This is a genomic window from Oceanicola sp. 502str15, from assembly GCF_024105635.1.
GTDB lineage: Bacteria > Pseudomonadota > Alphaproteobacteria > Rhodobacterales > Rhodobacteraceae > Vannielia.
Map to the genome: position 1 here is coordinate 2566854 of NZ_WYDQ01000001.1, position 20135 is coordinate 2586988.

Annotated in this window: 24 protein-coding genes and 1 tRNA gene; 12 read left to right on the forward strand and 13 right to left on the reverse strand. The window is 67.2% G+C overall.

Features of this window, described 5'->3' with window-relative positions; all coding sequences use genetic code 11:
- Positions 1-14: 14 nt before the first annotated feature.
- Positions 15-1238: a mandelate racemase/muconate lactonizing enzyme family protein gene (locus GTH22_RS12420; protein WP_252945541.1), complete on the forward strand. Its 1224-nt coding sequence runs from the start codon at positions 15-17 to the stop codon at positions 1236-1238.
- Positions 1235-1960 carry a glutamine amidotransferase gene (locus GTH22_RS12425; RefSeq protein WP_252945542.1) on the forward strand — a complete coding sequence of 242 codons (726 nt, stop codon included), beginning with the start codon at positions 1235-1237 and terminating at the stop codon, positions 1958-1960. Before GTH22_RS12420 ends, GTH22_RS12425 begins: the two co-directional genes overlap by 4 nt.
- 22 nt (positions 1961-1982) lie before the next feature.
- Here GTH22_RS12425 and GTH22_RS12430 read toward each other — a convergent pair whose 3' ends face one another.
- The 9 genes from GTH22_RS12430 to GTH22_RS12470 all read right to left on the reverse strand — a co-directional run bounded on the left by GTH22_RS12430 (position 1983) and on the right by GTH22_RS12470 (position 8914).
- Positions 1983-2885, reverse strand: a complete 903-nt coding sequence (locus GTH22_RS12430; protein WP_252945543.1) for an endonuclease/exonuclease/phosphatase family protein — start codon at positions 2883-2885, stop codon at positions 1983-1985.
- 142 nt (positions 2886-3027) lie between these two features.
- Entirely contained in the window at positions 3028-3459 is a 432-nt protein-coding gene (locus tag GTH22_RS12435; protein ID WP_252945544.1) for a DUF302 domain-containing protein, read from the reverse strand.
- The gene (gene soxB, locus GTH22_RS12440) at positions 3456-5147 is read right to left on the reverse strand and encodes a thiosulfohydrolase SoxB (RefSeq protein WP_252945545.1); all 1692 of its coding nucleotides are present in this window, start codon (positions 5145-5147) and stop codon (positions 3456-3458) included. The genes GTH22_RS12435 and soxB overlap by 4 nt, the downstream gene beginning before the upstream one ends.
- A gap of 93 nt (positions 5148-5240) precedes the next feature.
- On the reverse strand, positions 5241-6104 hold the full coding sequence (gene soxA, locus GTH22_RS12445; protein WP_252945546.1) for a sulfur oxidation c-type cytochrome SoxA: 864 nt from the start codon (positions 6102-6104) through the stop codon (positions 5241-5243).
- 26 nt (positions 6105-6130) lie between these two features.
- Positions 6131-6460: a thiosulfate oxidation carrier complex protein SoxZ gene (gene soxZ / locus GTH22_RS12450; protein WP_252945547.1), complete on the reverse strand. Its 330-nt coding sequence runs from the start codon at positions 6458-6460 to the stop codon at positions 6131-6133.
- A gap of 24 nt (positions 6461-6484) precedes the next feature.
- Entirely contained in the window at positions 6485-6904 is a 420-nt protein-coding gene (soxY, locus tag GTH22_RS12455; protein WP_252945548.1) for a thiosulfate oxidation carrier protein SoxY, read from the reverse strand.
- Positions 6905-6965: 61 nt separating this feature from the next.
- Positions 6966-7445, reverse strand: coding sequence for a sulfur oxidation c-type cytochrome SoxX (gene soxX / locus GTH22_RS12460; protein ID WP_252945549.1), 480 nt, complete (start codon positions 7443-7445; stop codon positions 6966-6968).
- 98 nt (positions 7446-7543) lie between these two features.
- Positions 7544-8140 (reverse strand): thioredoxin family protein, encoded by a 597-nt coding sequence (locus GTH22_RS12465; RefSeq protein ID WP_252945550.1) that lies wholly within the window; start codon positions 8138-8140, stop codon positions 7544-7546.
- Positions 8141-8155: 15 nt separating this feature from the next.
- Positions 8156-8914 carry a cytochrome c biogenesis protein CcdA gene (locus GTH22_RS12470; protein ID WP_252945551.1) on the reverse strand — a complete coding sequence of 253 codons (759 nt, stop codon included), beginning with the start codon at positions 8912-8914 and terminating at the stop codon, positions 8156-8158.
- A gap of 26 nt (positions 8915-8940) precedes the next feature.
- Between GTH22_RS12470 and GTH22_RS12475 the strand changes: the two genes are divergently transcribed.
- From GTH22_RS12475 to GTH22_RS12485, 3 genes are all read left to right on the forward strand, one after another.
- Positions 8941-9342 (forward strand): hypothetical protein, encoded by a 402-nt coding sequence (locus GTH22_RS12475; RefSeq protein ID WP_252945552.1) that lies wholly within the window; start codon positions 8941-8943, stop codon positions 9340-9342.
- Positions 9339-9683, forward strand: coding sequence for a helix-turn-helix transcriptional regulator (locus GTH22_RS12480; RefSeq protein WP_252945553.1), 345 nt, complete (start codon positions 9339-9341; stop codon positions 9681-9683). Before GTH22_RS12475 ends, GTH22_RS12480 begins: the two co-directional genes overlap by 4 nt.
- 75 nt (positions 9684-9758) lie before the next feature.
- Positions 9759-11348, forward strand: coding sequence for an FAD/NAD(P)-binding protein (locus GTH22_RS12485; RefSeq protein WP_252945554.1), 1590 nt, complete (start codon positions 9759-9761; stop codon positions 11346-11348).
- 2 nt (positions 11349-11350) lie between these two features.
- Here the strand turns inward: GTH22_RS12485 and GTH22_RS12490 are convergent.
- Positions 11351-11427 (reverse strand) — tRNA-Arg (locus tag GTH22_RS12490).
- 107 nt (positions 11428-11534) lie between these two features.
- Here GTH22_RS12490 and GTH22_RS12495 point away from each other — a divergent pair.
- From GTH22_RS12495 to arsB, 4 genes are read left to right on the forward strand one after another with little or no spacing between them, the layout of a single operon-like run.
- The gene (locus GTH22_RS12495; RefSeq protein ID WP_252945555.1) at positions 11535-12380 is read left to right on the forward strand and encodes a helix-turn-helix domain-containing protein; all 846 of its coding nucleotides are present in this window, start codon (positions 11535-11537) and stop codon (positions 12378-12380) included.
- On the forward strand, positions 12377-13375 hold the full coding sequence (locus GTH22_RS12500; RefSeq protein WP_252945556.1) for an ArsJ-associated glyceraldehyde-3-phosphate dehydrogenase: 999 nt from the start codon (positions 12377-12379) through the stop codon (positions 13373-13375). The genes GTH22_RS12495 and GTH22_RS12500 overlap by 4 nt, the downstream gene beginning before the upstream one ends.
- Entirely contained in the window at positions 13372-14628 is a 1257-nt protein-coding gene (gene arsJ / locus GTH22_RS12505; protein WP_371928350.1) for an organoarsenical effux MFS transporter ArsJ, read from the forward strand. Before GTH22_RS12500 ends, arsJ begins: the two co-directional genes overlap by 4 nt.
- On the forward strand, positions 14625-15638 hold the full coding sequence (gene arsB / locus GTH22_RS12510; RefSeq protein ID WP_252945557.1) for an ACR3 family arsenite efflux transporter: 1014 nt from the start codon (positions 14625-14627) through the stop codon (positions 15636-15638). The genes arsJ and arsB overlap by 4 nt, the downstream gene beginning before the upstream one ends.
- Here the strand turns inward: arsB and GTH22_RS12515 are convergent.
- Positions 15630-15941, reverse strand: coding sequence for an ETC complex I subunit (locus GTH22_RS12515; protein WP_252945558.1), 312 nt, complete (start codon positions 15939-15941; stop codon positions 15630-15632). The genes arsB and GTH22_RS12515 overlap by 9 nt on opposite strands.
- 250 nt (positions 15942-16191) lie before the next feature.
- On the opposite strand from GTH22_RS12515, the gene uvrB reads away from it, so the two are divergent.
- Positions 16192-18399 carry an excinuclease ABC subunit UvrB gene (gene uvrB / locus GTH22_RS12520; RefSeq protein ID WP_252945559.1) on the forward strand — a complete coding sequence of 736 codons (2208 nt, stop codon included), beginning with the start codon at positions 16192-16194 and terminating at the stop codon, positions 18397-18399.
- Positions 18396-18731 carry a hypothetical protein gene (locus tag GTH22_RS12525; protein ID WP_252945561.1) on the forward strand — a complete coding sequence of 112 codons (336 nt, stop codon included), beginning with the start codon at positions 18396-18398 and terminating at the stop codon, positions 18729-18731. The genes uvrB and GTH22_RS12525 overlap by 4 nt, the downstream gene beginning before the upstream one ends.
- A 51-nt stretch (positions 18732-18782) precedes the next feature.
- Here the strand turns inward: GTH22_RS12525 and GTH22_RS12530 are convergent, their stop codons facing one another.
- On the reverse strand, positions 18783-19091 hold the full coding sequence (locus GTH22_RS12530; RefSeq protein WP_252945563.1) for a zf-TFIIB domain-containing protein: 309 nt from the start codon (positions 19089-19091) through the stop codon (positions 18783-18785).
- A gap of 90 nt (positions 19092-19181) precedes the next feature.
- On the reverse strand, positions 19182-19502 hold the full coding sequence (locus GTH22_RS12535) for an antibiotic biosynthesis monooxygenase (RefSeq protein WP_252945564.1): 321 nt from the start codon (positions 19500-19502) through the stop codon (positions 19182-19184).
- 124 nt (positions 19503-19626) lie between these two features.
- On the opposite strand from GTH22_RS12535, the gene GTH22_RS12540 reads away from it, so the two are divergent.
- Complete coding sequence (locus tag GTH22_RS12540; protein ID WP_252945565.1) at positions 19627-20109, forward strand: HugZ family protein; 483 nt, start codon at positions 19627-19629, stop codon at positions 20107-20109.
- Positions 20110-20135: the final 26 nt, after the last annotated feature.

Genomic DNA, 20135 nt, shown 5'->3' on the forward strand with positions numbered 1-20135 from the left:
GATGGGATAGCGCCATGAAACTTGCCGATTTGGATATCATCGTCACCTCGCCCCCTGCCCCCGGTTGGGGCGGGCGCTACTGGATATTGGTGAAGCTCACCACCGCCTGCGGGATCGTGGGCTGGGGCGAGGTTTATGCCGCCTCGGTGGGGCCGGAGGCGATGCGGGGCGTGATTGCGGATGTGTTTGCGCGGCACATGGAGGGGGAGAGCCCGGAGAACATCGAGCTGATGTTTCGGCGGGCCTATTCGGCCGGGTTTACCCAGCGGCCCGACCTGACGGTGATGGGCGCGTTCTCGGGCCTCGAGATGGCCTGTTGGGACATTGTCGGCAAGGCGCGGGAGCGGCCGGTTTGGGCGCTGATCGGCGGGCGCACGAATGCGCGGCTCAGGGCCTATACCTATCTTTATCCCGAGGAAGGCATGGCGCTGCCGGAGTTCTGGAACAGCCCGGAAATGGCGGCGGAGGTGGCCCAGAAGCGGGTGGAGGAAGGCTGGACGGCGGTGAAATTCGACCCGGCGGGGCCTTACACGGTGCGCGGGGGGCATGAGCCTTCGGCCTCGGACATTTCGCGCTCGGTGGCGTTTTGCGAGCAGATCCGCGCAGCGGTGGGGGACCGGGCGGATTTGTTGTTTGGCACACATGGGCAGTTTTCGGTTTCGGGCGCCTTGCGGATGGGGCGGGCGATTGCGCATACCGATCCGCTCTGGTTCGAGGAGCCGGTGCCGCCGGACAATGTGGGCGCGATGGCGAAGGTGGCCAGCGGGCAGCCGGTGCCGGTGGCGACGGGGGAGCGGCTGACCACCAAGGCGGAGTTTGCGCCGGTGTTGCGCGCAGGCGCGGCGGCGATCTTGCAGCCTGCGCTGGGGCGCGTGGGTGGCATTGGCGAGGCGCGGAAGGTGGCGGCGATGGCCGAGGTCTACAACGTGCAGGTTGCGCCGCACCTCTATGCCGGGCCGGTGGAGTTTGCGGCCAATATCGCGCTTGGCGTGGCGATTCCGAACCTGCTGATGGTGGAGTGCATCGAGACCGAATTTCACCGGGCGCTGGTGAAGGGGGCGATCCGGGTGGAGCGCGGCCATGTGGTGCCGCCTGAAGGGCCGGGGCTGGGGATCGAGGTGGATGAGGCGCTGGCGCGGGCGCATCCTTGGGAGGGCGCGGGCCTGCATCTGGAGATGCAGGACGGGCCTTGCGAATACGGCGCGCCGAATGCCTTTGAGGGCGGGGCGCCACGGTGAAACCGTTTCTCGTATTGCAGCTCAGGCCCGAGACCGAGGCCAGCGACGACGAGTTTGCCGCCATTCTCGCCAAGGGCGGGTTGGACGAGGCCGACACGCGCCGGGTGCGGCTGGATTGCGAGGATTTGGGCGCGGTGCGGCTGGGCGACTATTCCGGCGTGATCGTCGGCGGCGGTCCGGGCTGCGTGAGCGATGCGCCCGAGGAGAAGAGCCCGGTGGAGGCGAAGATCGAGGCCGCCGTGCTGGGGCTGATGCCGGAAGTGGTGGCGCGGGATTTTCCGTTTCTGGGCTGCTGTTACGGGATCGGGATCTTGGGCAAGGCGCTTGGCGGGGCGGTCGGCAAGGGGCGGTTTGGCGAGGCGGTGGGGACGAGTGCCTGCCGGGTGGTGGCGGATGACCCGCTGCTGGAGGGGGTGGCCGAGAGATTTGATGCCTTCGTCGGCCACAAGGAGGCGATGGAGGCGCTGCCGGAGGGCTGCGTGCAACTTGTGGAGAGCGGGCCCTGCCCGTTTCAGATGGTGCGCCATGGGGCGAATGTGTACGCCACCCAGTTTCACCCCGAGGCGGATGCGGCGGGGTTTGAAACGCGGATCAGGGTTTATCGGAACAAGGGGTATTTCGCGCCCGAGGAGGCCGACGGGTTGATTGCGATGTGCCGCGCGGCGGAAGTGACGGAGCCGGAGAAGATTTTGCGGAACTTCGTGGCGCGCTATCGGGCTTGAGGGCGGCGGGACAAGTCCCGCCCTACGGCAGGGTGATGTCGGTATAGACGGGGTAATGGTCGGAGGGCCATTCGCCGTTGAACTTTTCACGCAGAACCAAGGGCTTGGTAACGGTGATGCCTGTGCTGGCGGCGACGTGGTCGATCGCGCCGAGGAGGTTGATGCCGGCGTTCATGTGGTAGGTCGCGCCGCGGGTGGGGGCGAAGGTGAGGCCGGCCTCTTCGAGGATGCGCAGGGTTGCGGCGCCGTGCATGGCGTTGAGGTCTCCGAGCAGGATGGTGGGCGTTCCGGCGGCGATGACGGGGGCGAGGCGGTCTCGGGTGAGGGCGGCGGAGAGGCGGCGGTTGGAGCGGGACTTGTATTCGAAGTGGACGTTGACCACGCGGAGGCGCTTGCCTTGGGAGGTTTCGAACTCGGCCCAGGAGGCGAAGGCGGGCCAGGAGCCGTTGAAGGTGCGGGAGTAGATGGTGTCGGGGGTTTTGGAGAAGAAGAACCATCCTTCGTCGACGGGGCGCAGGCGGGAGGCGCGGTAGAAGATGGGTTGGGTGGCGGGGAAGGTGCGCCAGGGGCCGGCGGCGGCGGCTCGGTAGGCGGGGAGTTCGGCGAGGAGGTAGTCGCGGGTGAGGTTGGTGGAGCCGTCATCGCCGCGCTGGAAGCTTTCCATTTCCTGGAAGGCGATGATGTCGGCGTCGATGGCGCGCAGGGCCTCGGCCATGGGGGCCTTGCGGCGGTCCCAGTCGGCAACGGACCATGCGCCCTCGGGCTGGTTCAGCACGATGTAATGGGTGTTGTAGCTGGCGACGCGGAGGGTTCCCTTGGGATGGGGCGGGACGGGGGCGGAGCCGGAGTGCGCGACGTGCAGGGCGCAGGCCAGCAGCGGCAGGGCGAGGAGGAGGAGGGCGAGGGTTTTGAGGGTGCGGCGCATGGGGGGATGGTAGCGGGATGGCGGGGGGCGTCCAGCGGTGACGGCGCAGTGGGGGCGCTGCCCCCACACCCCCGGAGATATTTGGACCAAGATGAAGAACGGGGGGCGGCGATCTCCCCCGGTTCGGGTGCGGTATGGGCCGCTAGAAGGCGGTGGCTTCGGTGGCGATGGTTTTGAGCAGTTGTTCGACGGCCTCCATCGGGCCTTCGGGGTAGTCGCGGTGGCCGATTTGCACCTTTCCGTCGATCTGGGTGACGAAGATGGCGTAGGGGCAGTGCTGGATGTTGAGGGGGTCGGCCTCCATCACCTCGCGGGAGAGGGTGGCGGAGCAGAAAAGGAAGACGTCGGCGGCCTCGAAGATCTCCTTGGTGGCGCCGAGATCGGAGCCGGTGCGGGCGAGCATTTCGCCCACGTGGGAGGTGTGATCGACGACGAGGCCCTGCCCGATGATGGCATTCTCGACGGCGAAGGTGGCGTCAGCAAAGCTGCCTTCATAGGGGTAGGTGATGGGCGGCTCGGCCAGCGCGGGGGCGGCGAGCAGGGTGAGGGTCAAGGCAAGGCCGAGAGGTTTCATTCGATCACCGTGACGGATGTGTTTTCGCCGGGCGAGAGGGTGCCGAGCGCGCGGATGTGGGCCTCGACCACCTCCCAGACGGGCGGGCCCTCGGTGCCCTCGTTGACCGAGGCCCAGCCGGCGACGGTGTAGCTCCTGGCCGGGTCGATGGCCTCGCCGGAGAGCAGGGCGAGGTTGGAGATGCGCTGGCCCTGGGGCTTGGCGATGTCGATGGTGTAGGAGAGGCCGCCGGTGCGCACCATGTCGCCGCCCTGCTGGTAGAAGGGGTCGGGGTTGAAGATGTTGTCGGCCACGTCCTCGAGCACGACCTTGAGAAACTCGCCCGTCATTTCGGTGCGGTAGGCCTCGGGGTAGGTCATGGCGGTGACGTTGAAGATGTCTTCGCGGGTGATCTCCTGCCCCGGCACCATTGAGGCGCCCCAGCGGACGCCGGGCGACAGGGCGATTTGCGCATCGCGCTGGGACAGGAGGGCGTCGCAGATGACGTCATCCCATGTGCCGTTGAAGTTGCCGCGGCGGTAGAGGGTGGCGTCGGTGGTGCCGATGACCTCGGAGAGCTCGGCCTCGTAGGGCGCGCGGGTCTGGTCAATCAGCGCGGCCATCTCCGGGTCGGGCGCGATGACATCGGAGAAGATCGGGATGAGCTTGTGGCGGAAGCCCATCATCCGGCCCTCGCGCACGTCGAGATCGACCCGGGAGACGAACTTGCCGTGGGAGCCGGAGGCGATGATGATGGTGTCGCCCACCACCACGGGTTCGGGGAGCGCGTCGTGGGTGTGGCCGGAGAGGATCACGTCGATCCCCGGCACCACGGCGGCCATCTTCTTGTCGACGTCGAAGCCATTGTGGGAGAGGCAGACGACCAGCTCGGCCCCGGCGGCGCGGACCTCTTCGACCATGGCGGCCATATGCTCGTCGCGGATGCCGAAGCTGTATTCGGGGAACATCCAGCCGGGGTTGGCGATGGGCATGTAGGGGAAGGCCTGGCCGATGACGGCCACCTGAACGCCGCCGCGCTCGAACATCTGGTAGGGTTTGAACAGCTCGGCGGGCTCGTCCCACTCGGCATCGAAGATGTTCTGGCCCAGCGCGGCGAAGGGCAGGCCCTCGACGATCTGTTGAACGCGCTCGGAGCCGAGGGTGAACTCCCAGTGGAACGTCATCGCATCGGGTTTCAGCGCGTTCATCGCATCGACCATGTCCTGCCCGTTCGTTTGCAGGCAGGTGTAGGAGCCGTGCCAGGTGTCGCCGCCATCGAGCAGGAGCGCGTCGGGGCGGTCGGCGCGGATGGCGTTGATGACGGTGGCGATGCGGTCGAGCCCGCCGACGCGGCCGTATTCGGCGGCCAGGGCGGCGAAATCGCCGGAGGTGAGGGCGTAATGGGCGGGGGAGCCATCGGCGATGCCGTAGGCGCGGCGGAACTCGGCGCCGGTGATATGGGGCGGCTGGCCCTTGCCGGGACCGACGCCGATGTTGACCGAGGGCTCGCGATACCAGATCGGCTTGAGCTGGGCGTGGATGTCGGTGACGTGGATCAGGGAGACGTTGCCGAAGTTCTCGGCGGCGAGAAGCTGATCCTGGGTCAGGGCCTGCTGGGCGGCGAGGCGGGACCAGTTGCCGAAGCCGGATGCGCCGTAGAGGGCGGAGGCGGCCATGCCGACCTGGAGAAAATCGCGGCGGGAGATCATGCGGGCGTGTCCTGTTGCTCGGGCAGCTGCGTCCCGGCCACTGCCGCTGGAAGGGGAAGCCCGCGCCGGAGGAACCGGCGCAGGCGTGTTCTGTTACTGGCGCACGGCCGGGGTTTCGACCGAGAGGCCGTTGCCGCGGGAGGCAACGTAGAGCTCGAGCGCGCGGAACTCGTCGGAGCCTTCGGCGAAGGTCTCGGCGCGGGTGTCGCGGATGCAGCCCCGGAAGCGGTTGTGCTTGGAGATCAGCTTGGCCTGCTTGAGCCGGTAGGTGGGGAAGCCGTTGGTCTGCCCCTGGCTCAGGTGGTCGGCGCGGATCATGTTGCCGTAGTTGTCTTCGTGGCAATTGGCGCAGGACAGCTCGAGCTGGCCGTAGCGGGTGTAATACATCTCCTTGCCCTGCTCCCAGAAGGGGGCGGCGGGCCCGTCGATGGCCACGTTCACCGGCATGCCGCGCGATTGCAGGCCGAGCAGGGCGACCATGCCCTGCATGTCGTCGCTCGACCATTTCCAGGCGTCGGCGCCCATGCGCTCGGTGCGGCACTCGTTGATGACATCTTCCATCGACACCAGCTTGCCGGTCTCTTCATCGACCTTGGGCATGGTGGCGGTGAGGCCGGCGAAGCTTTCGATGCCCTCGTGGCAGCCCTGGCAGCTCTGGCCGGCGGTGCCTTCGGCGGTGGAGTAGGCATCCATCGCGGCATCCACGGTGAGCATGCCGGGGTTGTCGAAATCGTCCATTTCGAGCGCCTGGGTCTCAGGCGTGCGGAAGCGCCAGCCCGAGTAGATGGTGTCGACCGCCCCATCGAGATGCGCGGGGGCGGCGGTTTCGGTGACGATCTCGGTCTCGCCGTTGATGACGAGGCTGCTGTCGTCAGGCTCCGCATGGGCCGCCAGCGCGAAGGCGGAAGCGGCGGCGATGAGTGCGGTGTAGCTTGCGCGTTTGCTTGCTTTGTTCACGCGTCCCTCCCTGTCAGCGTGCGGCCTCAGCCGACGGTGATCTCTTTGGTTTCGGTGTAGGTCGAGCCGTCATCGTCCTGCCAGGTGAACTCGAAGGTGCCCGACTCCGGTACCACGGCCTGGAACTCGAAGTAGGGGTTGGTCGAGATCGCCGGCTCCATCTGCACGTCGATCACGGTCTCGCCGTTGAAGGTGCAGGTGAAGTGGTTGATGATCGAGCGCGGGATGGGGTTGCCATCGCCATCCTTGCGCTGGCCGCTTTCCATCTGGTGCGAGATCAGCGTTTTGATGGTGATCGCCTCGCCGGCGGAGGCCTTGGCGGGGACTTTGACGCGGGGTTTGACGCCGGTTGCCATTGGTTTCGTCTCCTCTTTCGTGCCTCAGCCGCCGCAGCCGCCGATGGTGACTTTGATAAGCGCGCTGGTCTTGTGGAAGCTGCCGTCGGACATCTTGGCCACCGCGATCACGTCCTGCGTCTTGGCGAGGCGGATGCGGGTGGAGCCGGACTGGCTGGCGGCCAGCGGGCCGAAGGTGAAGGTGGCCACGTCGGGCAGCGGGTTGCCGGTGGAGAGCAGGATGATGCTCTCGGCGCCCTCGGCCTCGACGCCGATCGGAACGGTATTGCCGTTCTCGGCGATCTCTGGCGCGTTCAGGGTGACGCCGCCCTCGGTGGGCTCGACGCCGCCGGTGAAGGCCATGATGGCATCGCTCACGGCATCGGCCATGGCGGGCATGGGCAGGGTGGCGGCAAGCGCCGCGCCTGCGCCCATCAGCAGGGTTTCACGTCTGGTCAGGTTCATATGAGCCTCCTTTTCGGCCCCGGGTTCGTGCACTTCGCGGGGGCCGTGGGGTGGAAATGGGTCACTCGTCCTTGAGCGTCATCAGGAAGGCCACCGCGTCTTCGATCTGTTCGGCGGTCAGCAGCGGGGCCACGTCGCCCTCGTGGGCCTTGCCGGTGTAGGCGTTGCCCAGGCGGGTGAAGCCCTCGGTCTTGTAGAACGACGGCATCATCGAGCCATCGAAGGTTTTCTTGGCGTTGGCGACGATGCCGCGCAGCTCGGCCTCGGTCCAGCGGCTGCCGGCGCCGTCGAGCGCCGGGCCGATGCCGCCCTGGAAGGCGAGCTCGGGCAGGGCGGCGATCTGGTGGCAGGCAATGCAGTTGCCCGCGCCCTTGTTCATCAGGGCCGCGCCCTTCTCGACATCGCCGGGCATGCCGGTGAGCGACTGCTCGACGGCGCCGTAGTCATCGAAGGCCACCTCTGTGGGCGCGACGACCTCGGCCAGCGCGGCAGAGCTGGCGGCGATGGCGGCTGCGGCCATGAGTGCTAGCGTTTTCTTCATGTTCCCTCCCTTTCGGTGGCTGGGTCTGATGCCCGCTGCCGGGGTGTGTATCCTATATGCCGGGGCCATTGCCATGCAAATCCGCACGGCGGGCGGCCTCAGCCCTCGCTTTCGGCGGCCTCTTCGCGCTCGCCGACCATGCGGCCGTGGTAGCGCTGAAAGCTCTCTTCGCCCTCGTAGCCCTTGTCGCGCACCCATGTCAGCAGGTCGACCATGGTGTCCTGCTCGAAGGCCCCGGGCATGGTGGCCACCGAGGCCTGCGCGGCGGTCATGCCCTCGGGCACCTCTTCGGGCAGAAAGAACATGGTGGGGGTGAACATGGTGCCCCAGTGCTGGGCCATCTCGCTTTCGGGCAGGGTGGTGCCGTCGAAGTCGGTCACGTCGATGCTGCCGTAGAGGTTGATCTGCACGACGAAGAAGTTCTCTTCGATCAGCGCCTCGACCTCGGGGTCGGGAAAGACCTCGTTGTGCATCTTGATGCAGTAGATGCAGCCGCGCTGCTCGACCATGACGATGTAGCGCTTGCCCTCGGCGCGGGCCTCTTCGAGATCTTCGCGCAGATCGAGGAAGGTGGTGCGCAGCCATTCGGGCTTGTGCAGCCCGTCATCGCCCAGCGGGGCCTCGGCCATGGCGGGGCCAAACGAGGGCACGGCGAGCAGCAGGGCGGTGGCGGCAGAGGCGATGAGGCGGCGCATGGGTGTCTCCCGTGGCTAGCTGGTGAAGACCGGGAAGGCCTCGATCAGCCACCAGGCAATGGCGTTGACGGTTCCTGTCAGAATTAGCACGGCAAAGAGGATGAGCAAACCGCCCATCACCTTTTCCATCTTTCCGAGGTGCTTTCGGAAGCGGCCGGCGAATTGCATGAAGGGGGCGGTGAAGAAGGCGGCGAGGATGAAGGGCAGCACCATGCCGGCCCCGAAGACGTTGACCATGAGCAACCCGCGCCAGGCGGTATCGTCGGTGGAGGCCATCATGAACACCCCGGTCAGCACCCCGCCGACGCAGGGCGTCCAGCCCGCCATGAAGGCGAGGCCGACGAGGTAGCTCGACCACAGGGTCATGCGGGAGGTGTCGCCCGCCTGCATCTGGAAGCTGCGATCGAGCAGAGGAATGCGGAAGACGCCGAGAAAGTGCAGCCCCATCACCAGCACCACCGCCCCGGCGATGTAGCGGAAGATGTCGATATGCTGGCGGAAGATCTCGGAGACGGCGAAGGCTCCTGCCCCGAGCACGGCAAAGACTGTCATCATCCCGAGCGAGAACATCACCGCCGCGCCGATGAGGCGCAGGCGTGCGCCACGTGCGAGGGTGCCGTCGGTGGAGATTTCGGCCACCGAGACGCCGGCCATGTAGGAGAGGTAGAACGGCACGATCGGCAGCACGCAGGGCGAGAAGAACACGATGAGCCCGCCGAGGAAGGCGCTCCATATGCCGATATCGAGCAGCATGGCCGCCTTCCCTTGTTTCACTCAGGGGAACACATTAGGTTTGCTGAATGAAACGTCAATCGGGACCGGCCCCTTTGCGCTTTGCAACGCTCCTTTTCCTTCTGCTCACGGCCCTGCCCTTCGCGGCACGGGCCGAGGTGCGCCTTGTGATGGTGGAAGAGGCGGGCTGCATCTGGTGTGCGAAATGGGACCGCGAGATTGGCCCGATCTACGGCAAGACGGCGGAGGGCGTGGCCGCGCCGCTGCGCCGCGTGGAGATCGGCGCGCCGCCCGATGACATTGCCTTTGCACGCTCGCTGACCTTCACCCCGACCTTCGTGCTGGTGCGCGATGGCGCCGAACTGGCCCGAATCGAGGGCTACCCGGGCGCGGATTTCTTCTGGGGGCTGCTCGGGCAGATGATGACGGAACATGATGTGAAGGTGGAGCCTCGGGGGGCTGGCGGATGAACGGGATACGCGCGGCGGTGCCCGAGGCGGGGCTTGCGCCCGAGGACATGGACCGGATGGTGGCCAATGCGCAGGCGGCGGCGGGGTTCTTAAAGGCGATCGGCCACGAGGGGCGGCTGATGATCCTGTGCCACCTCGCCAGCGGCGAGAAATCCGTGACCGAGCTGGAAACGCTGCTGAAGGCGCGGCAGGCGGCGGTGTCGCAACAGCTTTCGCGGCTGAGGGCGGAGGGGCTGGTGACCCCGCGCCGGGAGGGCAAGGCGATTTTCTACAGCCTTGCCGACGACCGCGCTGCGCGGGTGATGGGTGTGCTTTACGATCTGTTCTGCAAGGAAGGCTGAGGGCGGGCGCCGCCCGGGTGGGCGCGTTGCGATTAGGGCTTTCGCGACGGGCCGAGATAGCTGAGAACATCGGGCATGACAGATGAAAACGGCAGGCGCCGGATTGCAATAATCGGCATGGGGCCGCGCGGCCTTGGCGCGGCGGAGGCGCTGGCCGCACGGGCCGCGCCCGAGGCGCTGCGCGTGGAAATCTTCGACCCGGTGCGGCCCTGCGGCGCGGGCCCGAACTTTTCGCCGGACGAGAGCGATCTGTGCCTGCTGAACCTGCCGGTGCGGGCGGTGGACATTGCGCCCGGTGCGGTGGGGCGGTTTGCCGACTGGCTGGGGGAGACGGATGGGGAGCGGTTTCCGCCGCGCTCCGACCTCGGGAGGTACTTTGCGGCCCGCTTCGAGGCGCTGGAGGCCGCGCTGGCCCCGGTGATGCATGCGGTGCGGGTGAGCCGGATTGCGCGGGAGGAGGATGGCTGGTGGCTGGAGGCCGAGGGCCGCCACGGGCCGTTCGACGAGGTGCTGACGACCCAGGGCCAGCCGCAATCGGAGCCGGACCCGCAGCTTGAGCGCTGGCAGGAGCACGCCCGCGCCCATGGGCTGCCGTTGCAGCCTGCCTACCCCGGGACCGCCCTGCTGAAGGCGGCGGAGGGCTGGGCCGGCAAGGTTGTGGGGGTGCGCGGACTGGGGCTTTCGACCCTCGATGTGCTGCGGTTGCTGACGCTGGGGCTGGGCGGGCGGTTCGAGGAGGGGGGGTATCTGCCCTCGGGGCGGGAGCCTGCGAAGATCCTGCCCTTCTCGCTCGACGGGCAGGCCCCGGCGCCCAAGCCTGCCACGGCCAAGGTGGATGCCGGGTTTGACCCGGAGCCCGGCGAAACCCGTGCCTTCGTGGCGGCGCTGGCCGAGGCCGTGGCCCTGCCTGCGGCGGCGGCGCTGGAGCGGGTTTGCGCGGCGCTGGTGGCGCCCGGAGTGCGGCTGACGGGTGCGGGGAAATCGCAAGTCGAGGCCTGGCTGGCGGCAGAGCGCGACAGCCCCGGCAGCCAGGAAACCCGCGAGGCGACCGAGGCGCTGGAAGCGCATATGGAGATGGCGCGGGGCGGGGCTGCGGATGTGGGCTATGCGCTGGGGCAGGTCTGGCGGAAGTGGCAGAACGAGCTGCGGCAGGGGTTCAACCCGGCGCGGACGGCCCCCGAGACAGCCGCCGCGCTGCTGCATTTCGATGACGGGTTGAAGCGGTTTTCCTACGGTCCGCCGCTGCGCTCGGCCGAGGAGCTTCTGGCGCTGATCCGCGCCGGGCTGGTCGACATGCGCGCCGTGGATGACCCCGATATCCGGCTGGTGCCGGAGGGCTGGGTGCTGGACGGTGATGGCGGCGCGTTGAAGGCCGGGGCGATGGTGGATGCGGTGCTGCCCTCCCCTGCCCTCGCCCCGGTGACGGACCCCGCGCTGGCCCGGCTGCGCGACACGGGCTGGCTGCACCCGGTGGCCGAGGGGCTCGGCGCCGCAACCTCCCCCAAAGCGCTGGCGCTGCTGGTGGACGGCCGCCCGGCCGATGGCCTGGCGGTGCTGGGGCGGATGGCGGCGGGCAGCGTGGTTGCGGTGGATTCGATCCACGACTGCTTTGGCGCGGCGGCAGACCGCTGGGCCGACGGCGTGGTCGCCCGCCTCAAGGGCTAGCCTGGCGATCCCAGAAGGACTCGAACCCTCAACCTGCTGATTAGAAGTCAGCTGCTCTATCCAGTTGAGCTATGGGACCGCTTGCGCCGTGGTAGCCCGCAGGCGGGGGCCGGTCAACGCGGGGCGGGCATGGGTGTCATGAAAGTTTCACTTGGGGTCACGCAGTATTTCGCATATTCGTGAAATATGGAAACAGTGATTCCCGACCGCCTGACGACCCTTGGCCACCCCCAGCGGCTGGCCCTGTTCCGGCTGCTTATGCGCCGCTACCCCGACAGCCTGCCAGCCGGGGAGATCGCGGAGGCGCTGGGGCTGAAGGCCAGCACGCTGAGCGCCTATCTTTCGGCGCTGCACGGCGTGGGCCTTGTCACCCAGCGTCGGGCGGGCACATCGCTGCTCTATGCGATTGATATGGCAGGCGTACGACAGACCTTCGAATATCTCCTGCTTGACTGCTGCCGGGGCCGCCCGGAGCTGTGCGCGCCCCTCCCCGACCTCCTCACTGAAGGACCAACTCCGATGACGGACCGCACATACAATGTATTGTTCATCTGCACCGGCAATTCCGCCCGTTCGATCTTTGCCGAGACCTTGCTGCGCGATGCAGCGGGCGGGCGGTTCAACGTGTTTTCCGCAGGCACCCGCCCGCAATCGGAGCTGAATCCCTTTGCGGTGAAGCTGCTGAAGGAGAAGGGGCACGATGTTTCGGCCCTGCGGGCGAAGAACGTGGACGAGTTCACCGGGCCGGATGCCCCTGCGCTCGATTTCGTTTTTACCGTCTGCAACCAGGCCGCCAACGAGGAATGCCCTGCGTGGGAGGGCCAGCCGATATCCGGCCATTGGGGCATGGAAGACCCGGTGAAGGCAGAGGGCACCGAGGCCGAGAAAGCACTGGCGTTTCAGCAGGCCTATGGCGCGCTGAAGCACCGGATCACCGCCTTCACCGCCCTGCCGCTGGCCACGCTCGACCGGATCGCGCTGCAATCGGCTGTCGACGAGATCGGCCGCGAGAAGGAGGACCACGCCGGATGACCACCTACGCTTTGAATGGCCTTGGACGGATGGGGAAACTGGCGCTCAAGCCGCTGCTGGAGAAGGGCGCGAAGATTGCCTGGATCAACGACGCGGTCGGCGATGCGGAGATGCACGCGCATCTGCTGGAGTTCGACACGGTGCACGGGCGCTGGGATGCGGAATTTGCGAGCGACGGCGAGAGCGTGACCATCGACGGGGTGCGCCTGCCCTTCATCGGCACCCGCGACCTTGGCGAACTGCCGCTTGAGGGCGTCGACGTGGTGATCGACTGCACCGGGGTCTTCAAGAGCGAGGCCAAGCTGGCGCCCTACTTTGCCGCCGGGGTCAAGAAGATAGTGGTGTCGGCCCCGGTGAAGGACGGGCCGACGGCGAACATCGTGATTGGCGTCAATGACGCGAGCTACGACGCGGCGGCGCATCACATCGTCACCGCCGCCTCCTGCACCACCAATTGCCTTGCCCCGGTGGTGAAGGTGATTCACGAGGGCCTCGGGATCAAACACGGCTCGATCACCACGATCCATGACGTGACCAACACGCAAACCATCGTGGACCGCCCTGCCAAGGACTTGCGCCGTGCCCGTTCGGCGCTGAACTCGCTGATCCCGACGACCACCGGCAGCGCCACGGCGATCACGCTGATCTACCCCGAGCTGACGGGCAGGCTGAACGGCCATGCGGTGCGGGTGCCCCTGCTGAACGCCTCGCTGACGGATTGCGTTTTCGAGGTGGAGCGCGAGACCACGGTGGAGGAGGTGAACGCGTTGTTTGCCAAGGCCGCCGAGGGCGAGCTGAAGGGCATTCTGGGCTATGAGACCCGGCCGCTGGTTTCGGCCGATTACACCAATGACCCCCGCTCCAGCATTGTCGATGCGCCCTCCACGATGGTGGTGAACGGCACGCAGGTGAAGATTTATGCGTGGTATGACAACGAGATGGGATATGCGCACCGGCTGGTGGACGTGGCCCTGATGGTGGGAGCCGCCTTGTGAGCAGACCCGAGGGGCTTTCGGCCTATATCGCCGTCACGGCGGCCTATTGGGCCTTCATGCTGACCGACGGGGCGTTGCGGATGCTGGTGCTGCTGCACTTTCACACGCTGGGCTTTTCGCCGGTGCAGTTGGCCTATCTGTTCGTGCTCTACGAGATCGCCGGGATGGTGACGAACCTTTCCGCCGGGTGGATCGCCGCGCGCTTCGGGCTGGTGGCGACGCTCTATGCGGGCCTCGGCTTGCAGGTGGTGGCGCTGCTGGCGCTGACGCTGCTGGACCCGGGTTGGGCGGTGGGGGCCTCGGTCGCCTTCGTGATGTGCGTGCAGGGGGCGAGCGGGGTGGCGAAGGACCTGGCGAAGATGTCTTCGAAGTCTGCGGTGAAGCTGCTGGCGCCTTCGGAGAAGGGCGGGTTGTTTCGCTGGGTGGCAGTGCTGACCGGCTCGAAGAACGCGGTGAAGGGTGTTGGCTTCTTGCTCGGCGCGGCGCTGCTTGCGCTGGTCGGCTTTACCGGCGCGGTGCTGGCGATGGCCCTGGTGCTGGCGGTGATCCTGGCGGCGATCGTGGTGCTGATGCCCTCCGGCCTGCCCACGGGGCGCAAGGGGGCGAAATTTTCGGAGGTCTTCTCGAAATCGGCCAATGTGAACTGGCTGTCCGCCGCGCGCGTGTTCCTGTTCGGGGCGCGGGACGTGTGGTTTGTGGTGGGCATTCCGATCTATTTCTACGCGGTGCTTTCGGACGGGACGGAAGAGGGCAACCGGGCGGCGTTTTTCATGATCGGGACGTTCATGGCGGTTTGGGTGATCCTCTACGGGGCGGTGCAGGCCGCGGCGCCGAAGCTGCTGCGCGCGGCCTCGCGCGATGAGGGCGAGCTGGTGCGGGCGGCGCGAAGCTGGGCCGGGGCGCTGTTCGTGGTGCCTGCTGCGCTCACAGCCGCCGTGATGGCCGCGCCAGAGCCGCAGCCCTGGCTGACGGCGACGCTGGTGGCGGGGCTGCTGGCCTTTGGCGCGCTCTTCGCGGTGAACTCCTCGCTCCACAGCTACCTGATCCTCGCTTTCACCAAGTCGGAGCGGGTGACGATGGATGTGGGCTTCTACTACATGGCCAACGCGGGCGGGCGGCTGCTGGGCACCGTGCTGTCGGGGCTCACCTACCAGATCGGCGGTCTGGCCCTTGTGCTGGGCACGGCGGCAGTGATGGTGGCGCTTGCGGCGCTGCTCTCTGGTCGGCTCGAGGCGGAGGCCGTGGCTGCATGAACGTGTTCGAGCGATACCTGACCCTCTGGGTGGCGCTGGCCATGCTGGGCGGCATCCTGATCGGTGCGGCGCTGCCTGCGCTGGTGAGCCTCGTGGCGGCGGCGGAGGTGGCGCGGGTCAACCTCGTGGTGGCGGTGCTGATCTGGGCGATGGTCTATCCGATGATGGTGGGCGTGGACCCGGCGGCGCTGAAGTCGGCGGTGAAGCAGCCCAAGGGGCTGGCGATCACGCTGGTGGTGAACTGGCTGATCAAACCGTTCAGCATGGCGCTGCTGGCGGTGCTGTTCTTCGAACATGTCTTCGCGCCATGGATCGCGCCCGAGGACGCCACGCAATACACCGCCGGGCTGATCCTGCTGGGGGCGGCGCCCTGCACGGCGATGGTGTTTGTCTGGTCGCAGCTCACCAAGGGCGACGAGAATTACACGCTGTTGCAGGTGAGCGTGAACGACGTGGTGATGGTCTTTGCCTTCGCGCCCATCGTCGCCTTCCTGCTCGGCGTGACCGACATCGAGGTGCCATGGGAGACGCTGCTGCTTTCGGTGCTGCTTTTCGTGCTGCTGCCGCTGGTGGCCGGGGTGCTGACCCGCAAGCGGCTCGCCACGGCGGAGCGGATTGCGGGGTTTCAGAGCCGGGTGAAGCCGTGGAGCGTGATCGGGCTGATTGCGACGGTGGCGATCCTGTTTGCCCTACAAGGCTCCACCATCCTTGACCGCCCGCAGGTGATTGCGCTCATCGCGGTGCCGATCATCCTGCAAAGTTACGGGATCTTCGCGCTGGCCTATGCCGCCGCCTTTGCCCTGAAGGTGCCGCACCGGATTGCGGCACCCTGCGCGCTCATCGGCACCTCGAACTTTTTCGAGCTCGCGGTGGCGGTGGCGATCTCGCTCTTCGGACTCAACTCGGGCGCGGCGCTGGCGACGGTTGTGGGCGTGCTGGTGGAGGTGCCGGTGATGCTCTCGCTGGTCAGCTTCGCCAACCGCACGCGCGAGCGTTTCGGCTCAGTGTGACCAGGGCTCGCGGCGGGCGGTGGCGAAGTTTTCGCCGTAGCCGCCGGGGCGGATGTTGACCTTGCGCTTCTGCGGCTCGGTCACGACGGCCTCGATGCCATGCTCCTTGGCATAGTCGAGCGCCTCCTCGCGGGTCGAAAACCGCAGCCGCACCTGCGCCTGGGTATCGCCCGACCCGGTCCAGCCCATCAGCGGATCCAGCTCGCGGCTCTCGGCGGGGGCATAATCGAGCACCCAGCCGTGGGTTTTGGCAGTGCCGGACTGCATGGCCGTTTTGGCGGGCTGATAGATGCGGGCGCGCATGGGCGGATCTCCTGGCTGATGCGGTTGATATATGGGCGAAAGTGGCCTGTCGGTGCAAGACCAAAGCCATGAAAAGGCCCGCGACCGGAAGTCCGCGGCACGCCGGGGCGGCGCGGGGCGCGGGCAGAAACGGACGGCATGGCCGCCGGTGGAGCCGCTGCCCTGACAGTCTCCTGACACAAGCTTGTCAGGAGCGGGCCTTGAACCTTTGGAGAAAGCCCGCATCTTGAGGGCAAAGGAGCGCCGCCCCATGCCCTATGCCCATAACGACGGCTCGGAGAGCCAGCCGCCTGTTCTGCACTCGCCTGCCCCCGACGTGAAAACCCGGGAGAAGCTGGAGGGCGGGCAGCCCTTTGTGATGCATACCGAATTTTCGGCCGCCGGCGACCAGCCGGTGGCGATTGCGGAGCTGTCGCAGGGGGTGAGGAACGGCGACAGGGACCAGGTGCTGCTGGGGGCGACCGGCACGGGCAAGACCTTCACCATGGCCAAGGTGATCGAGGAAACCCAGCGCCCGGCGATCATCCTCGCCCCGAACAAGACGCTGGCGGCCCAGCTCTACGGCGAGTTCAAGGGGTTCTTCCCGGACAACGCGGTGGAGTATTTCGTAAGCTTCTACGACTACTACCAGCCCGAGGCCTATGTGCCGCGCAGCGACACCTACATTGAGAAGGAAAGCCAGATCAACGACCAGATCGACCGGATGCGCCACTCGGCCACCCGGGCGCTGCTGGAGCGGGATGACGTGATCATCGTGGCCTCGGTGAGCTGCATCTACGGCATCGGTTCGGTCGAGACCTATGGCGCGATGACGCAGGATCTGCACGTTGGCAAGGAGTACGACCAGCGCAAGGTGATCGCCGATCTGATCGCCCAGCAATACAAGCGCAACGACCAGGCGTTTCAGCGCGGCACCTTCCGGGTGCGCGGCGATGCGCTCGAGATCTGGCCGGCCCACCTTGAAGACCGGGCCTGGCGGCTCTCGTTCTTCGGCGAGGAGCTTGAGGCGATGGTGGAGTTCGATCCGCTGACCGGCGAGAAGGCGGCGGCGATGGAACGGGTGCGGATCTATGCCAACTCGCACTACGTGACGCCCAAGCCGACGATGACCCAGGCGATCAACTCCATCAAGAAGGAGCTGCGGGTGCGGCTCGACCAGCTCGTGGGCGAAGGCAAGCTGCTGGAGGCGCAGCGGCTGGAGCAGCGCACCAACTTCGACGTGGAAATGCTGGAAGCCACCGGCGTCTGCAACGGGATCGAGAACTATTCGCGCTACCTGACGGGGCGCAACCCGGGCGAGCCGCCGCCCACGCTCTTTGAGTTCATTCCGGACCATGCGCTTGTTTTCGCGGATGAATCCCACGTGTCCGTGCCCCAGATCGGCGGCATGTACCGGGGTGACTACCGGCGCAAGTTCACGCTGGCGGAGCATGGCTTCCGGCTGCCGAGCTGCATGGACAACCGGCCTCTGAAGTTCGAGGAATGGGACGCGATGCGCCCGCAGTCGGTGTTTGTCAGCGCCACCCCGGCGGCCTGGGAAATCGAGCAGTCGGGCGGGGTCTTCGTGGAGCAGGTGATCCGCCCCACGGGCCTGCTCGACCCGGTGATCGAGATCCGCCCGGTGGAGACGCAGGTGGACGACGTGATGGACGAGATCCGCCAGGTTTCGGCCAAGGGCTACCGGACGCTGGTGACGGTGCTGACCAAGCGGATGGCCGAAGACCTCACCGAGTACCTGCACGAGCAGGGGATCAAGGTGCGCTACATGCACAGTGACATCGACACGCTGGAACGCATCGAGATCCTGCGCGACCTGCGGCTCGGCGCCTTCGATGTGCTCATCGGGATCAACCTGCTGCGCGAGGGCCTCGACATTCCGGAGTGCGGGCTGGTGGCCATTCTGGACGCGGACAAGGAGGGCTTTCTGCGCTCCGAGACCTCGCTGATCCAGACGGTGGGCCGGGCGGCGCGGAACGTGGACGGGCGGGTGATCATGTATGCCGACCGGATCACCGGCTCGATGGAGCGCGCGATGCGCGAGACCGACCGGCGCCGGGCCAAGCAGATGGCCTACAACGAGGAGCACGGGATCACCCCCGCGACGGTGAAGAAGAACGTCGATGACGTGCTGGCCGGGCTCTACAAGGGCGACGTGGACATGAACCGGGTGACGGCGAAGCTCGACACCCAGACCGGGCCGAACCTGCAGGCGCACCTCGAGGGGCTGCGCGACAAGATGCGCAAGGCCGCCGAGAACCTGGAGTTCGAAGAGGCCGCACGGCTGCGCGACGAGGTGAAGCGGCTGGAAGCGGTGGACCTCGTGGTGTCGAACGACCCGCTGGCGCGGCAGTCGGCGGTGGATGCGGCCGTGGAGGCCGACAAGAAGGCCTCGGGCCGGAGCACGGCGGGGCGGCCGGGGCAGCGCGGGGGGAACGTCAAGCGGAGGAAATCGCGGTGAAATACGCTCTCGGAATCATTCTGGCGTGGGCCGCCCTGCCCGCGCAGGCTGACACGGTTGGCATGTGCGTGCTGGCGGGCACGGCGGAGGAAGCCTGCACCTGCGCCGCCGAGGGGCTGGCGGGTGAAGTCAGCGCCGAGGACTTCGCGCATTACGATGCCATCGCGGCGGAGTTCGTAAAGCGGCGCAAGGAAGGCCTGAGCTGGGTCGAGGCCTGGGATGCGGGGGTTGCGAAGGTGGCCGAAGAGGCCGGGATGCGGCCAAACGCGTTGCAGCAGCAGATGAACCCCGTGGGGAGCGCGCACCGGGAGGTGATGCTGGGCTGCATGTAGGGCGTGGGGCTGCGTGGCGGGTGGGTTGCCCCCACCCGACCTTGCGGCGCATCAGAAATCGAAGATATCGCCCAGCATCGCGCCCATGCCCTTTTTCTTGCGCTTGCCGTGATACTTGCCGTCACGGTCGCTGCCGTAGCGGCGGTAATCGTAATCGTCATCACCGTCCCAGTCGCGGTCCCGGCGCTCGTCGCGGCGGGGCTCTTCGCGGCGGGGGGCGGCTTCGGCGGCGCTGCGCTCGATGATCTTGTCGAGCTCGCCCCGGTCGAGCCAGACACCCCGGCAGGTGGGGCAGAAATCTATCTCGATGCCGGAGCGGTCGGCCATGGAGAGGGGCGTGATGCAGTGCGGGCAGTTCATTGAATTATCCTTGTAGCGCGATGCGTTACAGGGACAGGTAGGCAGCGCCCGCGCGATCTTGAAGAGGCGTGGCGAGAGGTCGCGGGGCGATCAGGGGAAAACCGCCGCCACCTCCATCATCACCGGCTCGAAGCTCTTTACCTCGGCGTGGATCGCGCGGTTGCGCTTGCGCATTTCGGACGTGCGCAGCATGGCCTGAAAGTCCTCGCGCCGCGTCCATTGGCTGTAGTTGGCGATGCGGGTCTGGGCATCGTTCACGTGCAGCGCAGCGGCGATGAAACCGGGCTGCCGGCTGATCACGTTTGCATAGGCGTCGCGCAGCTTGTCGAGCACGTCCTCGCAGGTGCCGGGCGTGACCTCGAAGGTGGTCAGCACGGTCTGGCGGCTTGTATCGGTGGTGATGGTTGGCATGGGGGCTCCTCCTCCCTGGCTATGGTGCAGCCTACCGCAAGCGGGTGGCGGGACAAGTCCCGCCCTACCGGCGGCTCCGGCGGGAGGGTAGGATTGCGGCGTAGCCCAGCAGGAAAGCGCAGCGATGCCCGAGACAGACCCGATCCGCCCGACCGACGATGAAGCCCGCGCCCTGAGCTGCGGCCTGCTGGACGAGGCCCGCCATGGGGCGCTGGGAGTGCTGGAGGGCGGGGCGCCGCTGGTGAGCCGGATCGCGGTGGGCACCGATGCGCGTGGCGGGCCGGTGACGCTGGTGTCTTCGCTCTCGGCCCATACGGCGGCGCTGCGGGCAGAGCCCGCCTGCTCGCTGATGGTGGGGGAGCCGGGCAGCAAGGGTGACCCGCTGACCCATCCGCGCCTGTCGCTGCAATGCCGGGCAGCCTTTGTCGAGCGCGAGAGCGACGACCATGCCGCGCTGCGGGCGCGCTGGCTGGAGAGTCACCCCAAGGCCAAGCTCTACATCGATTTTGGCGATTTCGGCTTTGTGCGGCTGGAGGTGCAGGGCGCCTTTCTGAACGGCGGCTTTGGCAAGGCCTTCCGGCTCACCCCCGCCGATCTCGGCCTTTAGCGGCGCCCCGCGACCACGGCCGCAGG

Bases quoted from the DNA above. Each gene is read 5' to 3' on its own strand.
- soxZ (WP_252945547.1), bottom strand. From the start codon at position 6,460: ATGGCAACCGGCGTCAAACCCCGCGTCAAAGTCCCCGCCAAGGCCTCC.
- GTH22_RS12430 (WP_252945543.1), bottom strand. From the start codon at position 2,885: ATGCGCCGCACCCTCAAAACCCTCGCCCTCCTCCTCCTCGCCCTGCCG.
- GTH22_RS12540 (WP_252945565.1), top strand. From the start codon at position 19,627: ATGCCCGAGACAGACCCGATCCGCCCGACCGACGATGAAGCCCGCGCC.
- GTH22_RS12495 (WP_252945555.1), top strand. From the start codon at position 11,535: ATGGAAACAGTGATTCCCGACCGCCTGACGACCCTTGGCCACCCCCAG.
- GTH22_RS12485 (WP_252945554.1), top strand. From the start codon at position 9,759: ATGACAGATGAAAACGGCAGGCGCCGGATTGCAATAATCGGCATGGGG.
- GTH22_RS12435 (WP_252945544.1), bottom strand. From the start codon at position 3,459: ATGAAACCTCTCGGCCTTGCCTTGACCCTCACCCTGCTCGCCGCCCCC.
- soxY (WP_252945548.1), bottom strand. From the start codon at position 6,904: ATGAACCTGACCAGACGTGAAACCCTGCTGATGGGCGCAGGCGCGGCG.
- arsB (WP_252945557.1), top strand. From the start codon at position 14,625: ATGAACGTGTTCGAGCGATACCTGACCCTCTGGGTGGCGCTGGCCATG.
- GTH22_RS12500 (WP_252945556.1), top strand. From the start codon at position 12,377: ATGACCACCTACGCTTTGAATGGCCTTGGACGGATGGGGAAACTGGCG.
- soxX (WP_252945549.1), bottom strand. From the start codon at position 7,445: ATGAAGAAAACGCTAGCACTCATGGCCGCAGCCGCCATCGCCGCCAGC.
- GTH22_RS12530 (WP_252945563.1), bottom strand. From the start codon at position 19,091: ATGAACTGCCCGCACTGCATCACGCCCCTCTCCATGGCCGACCGCTCC.
- GTH22_RS12475 (WP_252945552.1), top strand. From the start codon at position 8,941: ATGAAACGTCAATCGGGACCGGCCCCTTTGCGCTTTGCAACGCTCCTT.
- GTH22_RS12515 (WP_252945558.1), bottom strand. From the start codon at position 15,941: ATGCGCGCCCGCATCTATCAGCCCGCCAAAACGGCCATGCAGTCCGGC.
- GTH22_RS12535 (WP_252945564.1), bottom strand. From the start codon at position 19,502: ATGCCAACCATCACCACCGATACAAGCCGCCAGACCGTGCTGACCACC.
- GTH22_RS12420 (WP_252945541.1), top strand. From the start codon at position 15: ATGAAACTTGCCGATTTGGATATCATCGTCACCTCGCCCCCTGCCCCC.
- soxB (WP_252945545.1), bottom strand. From the start codon at position 5,147: ATGATCTCCCGCCGCGATTTTCTCCAGGTCGGCATGGCCGCCTCCGCC.
- uvrB (WP_252945559.1), top strand. From the start codon at position 16,192: ATGCCCTATGCCCATAACGACGGCTCGGAGAGCCAGCCGCCTGTTCTG.
- GTH22_RS12480 (WP_252945553.1), top strand. From the start codon at position 9,339: ATGAACGGGATACGCGCGGCGGTGCCCGAGGCGGGGCTTGCGCCCGAG.
- GTH22_RS12465 (WP_252945550.1), bottom strand. From the start codon at position 8,140: ATGCGCCGCCTCATCGCCTCTGCCGCCACCGCCCTGCTGCTCGCCGTG.